This window comes from Brachyspira catarrhinii, assembly GCF_005518285.1.
Taxonomy (GTDB): Bacteria; Spirochaetota; Brachyspiria; order Brachyspirales; family Brachyspiraceae; genus Brachyspira; species Brachyspira catarrhinii.
The window spans coordinates 1-6351 of sequence record NZ_SJDU01000117.1 but is presented as its reverse complement, the minus strand read 5'-3'; the positions used below and the strand labels follow the sequence as shown (position 1 = coordinate 6351).

The 6351-nt window shown below is 34.3% G+C and carries 9 protein-coding genes; 4 read left to right on the top strand and 5 right to left on the bottom strand.

Features of this window, described 5'->3' with window-relative positions; genetic code table 11:
- The 4 genes from EZH24_RS05840 to rimM form a co-directional block, all read left to right on the top strand.
- A partial coding sequence (locus EZH24_RS05840; protein WP_137998203.1) for a signal recognition particle protein occupies nt 1-1275 on the top strand: 1275 nt, incomplete at its 5' end.
- 83 nt (nt 1276-1358) lie between these two features.
- Complete coding sequence (gene rpsP / locus EZH24_RS15375) at nt 1359-1739, top strand: 30S ribosomal protein S16 (RefSeq protein ID WP_137998202.1); 381 nt, start codon at nt 1359-1361, stop codon at nt 1737-1739.
- 47 nt (nt 1740-1786) lie between these two features.
- Nucleotides 1787-2026 (top strand): KH domain-containing protein, encoded by a 240-nt coding sequence (locus EZH24_RS05830; RefSeq protein ID WP_137998201.1) that lies wholly within the window; start codon nt 1787-1789, stop codon nt 2024-2026.
- Nucleotides 2023-2529 (top strand): ribosome maturation factor RimM, encoded by a 507-nt coding sequence (gene rimM / locus EZH24_RS05825; protein ID WP_137998200.1) that lies wholly within the window; start codon nt 2023-2025, stop codon nt 2527-2529. Before EZH24_RS05830 ends, rimM begins: the two co-directional genes overlap by 4 nt.
- Here rimM and EZH24_RS05820 read toward each other — a convergent pair whose 3' ends face one another.
- The 5 genes from EZH24_RS05820 to EZH24_RS05800 all read right to left on the bottom strand — a co-directional run.
- Nucleotides 2530-3168, bottom strand: coding sequence for a hypothetical protein (locus tag EZH24_RS05820; protein WP_137998199.1), 639 nt, complete (start codon nt 3166-3168; stop codon nt 2530-2532).
- A 206-nt stretch (nt 3169-3374) separates the two neighbouring features.
- Nucleotides 3375-3911 carry a superoxide dismutase family protein gene (locus EZH24_RS05815; protein WP_137998198.1) on the bottom strand — a complete coding sequence of 179 codons (537 nt, stop codon included), beginning with the start codon at nt 3909-3911 and terminating at the stop codon, nt 3375-3377.
- Between the two features lie 148 nt (nt 3912-4059).
- A complete protein-coding gene (locus EZH24_RS05810; RefSeq protein ID WP_161976104.1) occupies nt 4060-4629 on the bottom strand; it encodes a superoxide dismutase family protein in 570 nt (189 codons plus the stop codon).
- Nucleotides 4630-4925: 296 nt separating this feature from the next.
- Nucleotides 4926-5408: a superoxide dismutase family protein gene (locus EZH24_RS05805; protein WP_137998196.1), complete on the bottom strand. Its 483-nt coding sequence runs from the start codon at nt 5406-5408 to the stop codon at nt 4926-4928.
- A gap of 178 nt (nt 5409-5586) precedes the next feature.
- The coding region (locus EZH24_RS05800) for a DegT/DnrJ/EryC1/StrS family aminotransferase (protein WP_137998195.1) at nt 5587-6351 on the bottom strand (765 nt) is incomplete at its 5' end.

The window sequence follows — 6351 nt, the reverse complement described above, 5'->3', positions numbered from 1 at the left end:
CTTTACTTTCGGCGGATGTTTCTTTGGACTTTACTTTCGGCGGATGTTTCTTTGGAAGCGGCTAATAAATTCTTGGAAGACGCTAAAAGCAGAGCGCTTGGAAAAAACAAATTGGAAGGAGTCGACCCTTCAAATCAATTTATAGCCGATGTAAACGACACTTTAATTTCAATGATTGGCGAAGGAGAAATCGGTTTAAAATTAGAGCCTATAGAAAAAACGACAATAACTTTGCTTTTCGGATTGCAAGGTTCGGGTAAAACGACTACCTCCGCAAAATTGGCAAAATATTATAAAGAAAAAAGAAGAGTTTTATTAGTCGGTTTGGATGTTCATAGACCCGCCGCAATGGAACAACTTTCCGTTTTGGCAAAAGAAGTCAATGTTCCTTGCCATATAGACACAAAAGAGAAAAAACCTTATAAAATTTTGAAAAAGGCTTTGGCAATAGCTAAAAAAGAGCAGTATAATATGATTTTAGTCGACACGGCTGGACGACTCGAAATTGACGATGAAATGATGCTCGAATTAAGAAGAGTTGTAAATACGACAAATGTGACAGAAAAACTTTTAGTAGTCGATTCTACGGCTGGACAGAGCGTTTACGATGTGGCAAAAAATTTTCAAAGCAATATAGGAATAGACGGAGTTATTCTTACGAAATTTGATTCTGGAGTTCGAGGAGGAGCGGCGCTTTCCTTAAAATACGCTACGGGTTCTTCCGTTAGATTTGTCGGAACGGGCGAGCATTTGGAAGATATAGATGTTTTCGATGCGAAGAGAGTAGCGGGACAAATACTCGGAATGGGCGATATAGTCAAACTTGTAGAAAAAGCTAAAGCGGCTATAAGCGAAAAAGAAGCCGAAGAAATGCTAAAAAAAGTTATAGAAAATAATTTTGATTATAACGATTTTTTGAAGCAAATTGAAGCCACAGCTAAAATGGGCGGAATAAGTAAAATGAGTTCTATGATTCCTGGAATGGGAAATATCGATACGGATTTGATAAATAGAGAAGAAGCGAAATTCAATAGATATAAGGCTATTATTCAATCTATGACTAAAAAAGAAAGACTCGCTTTATTTCCGTTAAATAATTCGAGGAAAATGAGAATCGCCAAAGGAAGCGGACAGAGTTTATTTGAAGTGAATCAGCTTATAAAACAATTTTCTATGATGAAAAATATGATGGGAAGCGCGAAGAAAATGGATAAACTTGCAAAATCGTTAGAAAATATGGGGATGTCTATAGACGATTTGAATAAATTAATGTGATAATATATTTGATTTAAATAAAAAAATGTATTATAATAATAATATAATTATAAAAGTTAGAAAATAAAAATCGGAGGAAAAAGGTGGTTAAATTAAGATTAAAGCGAATAGGTCGCAAGCATGAACCTCATTATCGTATAGTTGCTACGGATTCTCGTTTTCCGCGCGACGGTCGTTTTATTGAAGAATTGGGTTGGTTTAATCCAAAGGCAAAGGATGTTTTATATAAAATAAACTCCGAAGGAATTAAAAAATGGCTTTCCAACGGAGCGCAACCGAGTTATGCGGTAAAAAGCATTCTTATAAAAGAAGGGATAATGGAAAGGGATAAAAATATTATTATAGAAAGAAAGCAGAAAAGAGCTTTGAAAAATCCCGAAAAGAGACGCAAAAATCGCAAGCAGGTTAAAACCGAATCTCCCGAAACCGTAGAAACGGCGGCGGAAGAAAAAAGCGAAGCCTGACTTGTGTGAAAATTATATTATAACTATTTTGTAAAGGAGAATTGCAAATGGAAGAAAAAGAGTTGATAGAATTTTTGGCTAAAAGATTGGTTGACGACCCGAATGGAGTCAATGTAAAAGTTATCGAAGGAGAGAAAAGCACAATTCTTGAGTTAAAAGTAAGCCCAAGCGACATAGGTAAGATTATCGGTAAAAGAGGTCGTATAGCAAGCGCATTGCGAACCATTCTTTTTGCCACTTCCATGAAAAGCGGTAAACGAGTAATGCTTGAGATTATAGACGATTGATTATTTTTTATTCGAGCATAAAAAGTTTACATGGATTAAAAGGAGAGGTTGAAATTTCTTTTAAAGATAAAAGTTATTTCGCCTCTCTTCCCGTTTTAAGCGAAAATACTCCCGTCATAATAAACGGTAAAGAATTCATAATTCTTAAAATAAAGAAAAAAAATAAATCTTTCGTTTTTCAAATAAAAGACATCGAAAATATTGAATTGGCAAAAGAACTTATCGGATGCGACATTTATATCGATTCTAAATATTTGCCCAAATTGGACGAAGAGACTTTTTACGAGGCGGAACTAACGGGTTATAAAATAATAGATGAAAATAAAAATATTTACGGCGAGATTGTGGATATTTATAGTTTGCCTTCGAATTATGTTTTTAATATCGTTCTTGCCGAAAACAAAAAAAAAGTTTCGATTCCTTTCGTCAAAGCTTACTTCGGAAAAGCCGACAAAATAAATAAAACTATAGAGATAATTCAAAAACCTATTTTTGACGATTAATTAAAATCTCAATGTAATCTGTCCGCCAATATCTAAAGAAGAAAATTTAATATTTGTATTTGAATTATCGTTTGGATATGTCATTACGGGAATATCGTAGGCAATATAAACTCCCAAAGCCACATTAGGCAAGAGCATAAAATCCAAACTCGCTTTAACATAAGGAATAATTAGAGTATTTCCAAAATTTTCTTTTAATTCGTTGTAGCCGTATTTTTCTAATCGTTTTCCGCCGTAAATATCGGTAGTAGATAAATTGCCTCCGAGCGGGAATTTAACTCCTCCGCCGAATCCCACCGATAAAAATAAAACATCTATTTTTGGAATAAAACCTAAAGCGAAACTGTCGAAAGTGGCGTTACCTTTACTCTTTTCGTTTTTATATGCATAAATATCTCTCTGATAGCCGACCTCCAAAGATAATCCGAAAGATAGAGCGGAAAATTCAAAGTAATAATTTGGTTTTAAATATACTCCAAACTCAAAACCGCCGTTAGGATATTTATTTGTATCTCCATGAAAGAATCCTATACCCGCTCCGAGAGATACCGTCAAATCAGCTCCGAAACCTTTTTTAGCGAATAAACTCGGACTAACGCATATAATCAAAAGAGTCGATATTAAAATAATTTTTTTCATTAATTGATTCTCCAAAAATAAAAATAAAATATTATGTTAAGTTATATAATATAATAATTTTAATAAAAAGCAAATATATTTAATATAATTTATTAATAATTTTTTTAACGCTTTAAAATAGAATTCCAATTTAAAAAGCCGTTTAAAAACAAAAACCCATGCTATGTTTCAAGCATGGGCAAATTACAATGATTATCCGTTATCGATTAGAATATAGCGACATATAAACGCGCTCCGCTTCCTCCGTTTACGGGATTATCCGTGTAATTATCGGGATTTGCATGAATAACGAAAGACCTTCCAGCAACATCGGAATATTTAATTTTTGAACTTACTACGGTTTGACTTATACTTCCGTCAGCGTTAATTGTCAAAGCGTCCAAATCTCCTCTGTGTCCGTTTCCTTCGGGACCAGCATGCGTTCCCGTATTGTCTGGGTCCCAATGTCCGCCTAATCCTCCGCCGATTACCATATTGCCGTTAGCGTCTTCGGTAGGTTCTGGAGAATTTTTTTCATGCAAATGAAAACCCACTTGTCCCGCTTGAGCGTTTAATCCAGTAGCGCTTACTTCTATGGATATTCCATCCGCCGTTTCGGTAACCGTTATAGTTCCGACTTTATCTCCCGCTCCGTTTTCGTTTAATTCCACAATATCTTTAGTCGTAGAATTAGCTTTCTCTTCAGAACAACTTATTAAAGCTGCAAAACTCAAGATTAATAAGACTTTTAAAATTTTTGTCATGGTTTACTCCTCCTTATAAGAGTAATTTTATCTTTTAATATCGGATTATTATATCATAATAAATAATATTTTGCAATTAAAAATTTTAAAACAAAAACCCATGCTATGTTTCAAGCATGGGGCAATTACAAGGATTATCCGTTATGGATTAGAATATAGCCGCGGCGTATATAATTGTTCTGCTTCCTCCAGTTGCGGTTGCGTCCGCGTTAGCGTAAATAACCAAAGATTTTCCCGTTAAATCGGAATATTTGATATTTGCGCTTGATACCGTTTGATTTATGCTTCCGTCCGCATTAACGGTCAAAGAGCCTAAATCTCCTATATCCGCTCCTAATCCTCCGCCTACTACCGTTTTTCCGCTTGCGTCTTTAGTAGGTCTTACAGAATTTTTGTCATGCAAATGAAAACCTACTTGTCCAGCTTGCGCGGTTAGTCCAGCGGCTTTTACTTCGATGGATATTCCATCCGCCGTTTCGGTAACCGTTATAGTTCCGATTTTCTTTCCCGCTCCTCTTTGGTTTAATTCTACGAGGTTTTTAGTCGTAGAATTAGGTTTTACTTGAGCGGAATTCGTTCCCGCTTGATTAGTAGAACCTTGTCTCGTTTGAGTTACGGAATTTGTTCCCGCCTGATTAGTGGCGCCTCGTCTAGCTTGAGCGAAGCATACTAAAGATGCAAAGCTCAACACTAATAGGATTTTTAAAATTTTGGTCATGGTTTTACTCCTCCTTTGAAGTAATTTGGTTTTATATATCATATATAACAGCTTAATTTTTGAAAGGTAAAAAATAAAATAAAAAAATAAAATTTATTTGTTAAAAAATTTTTTGAATGTAGAATTTTTTAATCGTATAAAATATAATCTAATTAAAAATTAATTAATAATTCTTTAAAACATTTTTGAAAAATATTTTTAGAATTCTTTAAATACATTTTATGAATTATATTTTAAAAATAAAAAACCCATGCTATATTTCAAGCATGGGTAGGAATTATGAAGATTAACTACAATTAAAAGCTTGCAACATATAAAGGTTCTTCGCTTCCGTCTGCGGGGCTATTCGCATAGTTGTCAACTTCGTCCGTAATAACTAGGGATTTTCCCTCAATATCGGAAAATTTGATTCCATCGCTTACGACCGTTTGACTTATACTACCATCGGCGTTAACCATTAAAGCTCCCAAATCGCTAATATCTTCGCCCAATCCTCCGCCGCTAACCGAATCAGCTTCCGCAGTTTCCGTAACTTGCGGAGAATTGTTTCCATACAAATGAAGTTCCGCCACTCCAGATTCTAAAGCCAAACCTTTAGCTTCCAAATCGATGGACACTCCGTTTGTAGTTTCGGTAACCGTTATAGTTCCGACTTTCTTTCCCTCGCCTCTTTCGTCCAATTCCACTATATCTTTAGTAATGGAATTCGGTTTTACTTGAGCGAAACATATTAAAGAGGCAACGCTCAAGATTGATAAGACTTTTAAAATTTTGGTCATGGTTTTACTCCTCCTTTGAAGTAATTGGTTTTATATGTTATATATAACAGCATAATTTTTGAAAGGTAAAAAAATAAAATAAAAAATTATTTGTTAAAAAATTTTTATTTAAAAATTTTTACTTTTAAAATATTTTTGGTTTTTAAATTAATTTTAAAATTATTTATTTTTAAACTTTTTATTTTAAGATTTTTTTCAAAGCGTCTATAACAATATCCTGCTCTTCTTTAAGAATGTCGTTGTCTATAGGGAGCGCTATATTATGTTTGGAAGCGTATTCCGATTTCGGCATGTCTCCTTCTTTATAACCCAATTTTTCGATTAAAACTGGCGCTAAATGAATAGGATGAGGATAGTAAAGCGCCGTTGGAACTCCAAGCTCGCTTAATTTTTTTCTCACTTCGTCTCTATTTTCTTTGACTTGAATAACATATTGAGCATGAACGGACTCGGTATATTCGGCGACTTCTGGAACTTTAACTATGTCTTTTAATTTTTCGTTATAATATTTGGCGGCTTCTCTTCTATGATTCATATCTTCTTCAAAACCCTTAAATTTTTCCAAAAGTATTCCAGCTTGCAAATTATCCAATCTTCCCGTAGTTCCCAATTTGACATGAACCATTCCGCCTTCGTCTCCGTGATGTCGAAGTTGTTTAAGGTTTTTGTAATATTCTTCGTTATTCGTAAAAACCATTCCGCCGTCTCCGAAACAACCCAAAGGTTTAGCGGGAAAAAACGAAGTCACGGCAATGTCTCCCAATTTGCCCGAGCAGGATTTTACGCTTTTATAACTCGCTCCAAAAGATTGGCATGCGTCTTCTATAACGAAAATATTATTCTTTTTTGCAATATCGAGTATAATGTCGTAATTTGCGCATTGTCCGAATAAATTAACTGGAATAATCGCAACCGTATTTTTATTTATTAAAGATTCCAATTT

Coding starts and splice junctions, on each gene's coding strand:
- EZH24_RS05805 (WP_137998196.1), bottom strand. CDS start 5,408: ATGACCAAAATTTTAAAAGTCTTATCAATCTTGAGCGTTGCCTCTTTA.
- EZH24_RS05810 (WP_161976104.1), bottom strand. CDS start 4,629: ATGACCAAAATTTTAAAAATCCTATTAGTGTTGAGCTTTGCATCTTTA.
- EZH24_RS05830 (WP_137998201.1), top strand. CDS start 1,787: ATGGAAGAAAAAGAGTTGATAGAATTTTTGGCTAAAAGATTGGTTGAC.
- EZH24_RS05815 (WP_137998198.1), bottom strand. CDS start 3,911: ATGACAAAAATTTTAAAAGTCTTATTAATCTTGAGTTTTGCAGCTTTA.
- EZH24_RS05820 (WP_137998199.1), bottom strand. CDS start 3,168: ATGAAAAAAATTATTTTAATATCGACTCTTTTGATTATATGCGTTAGT.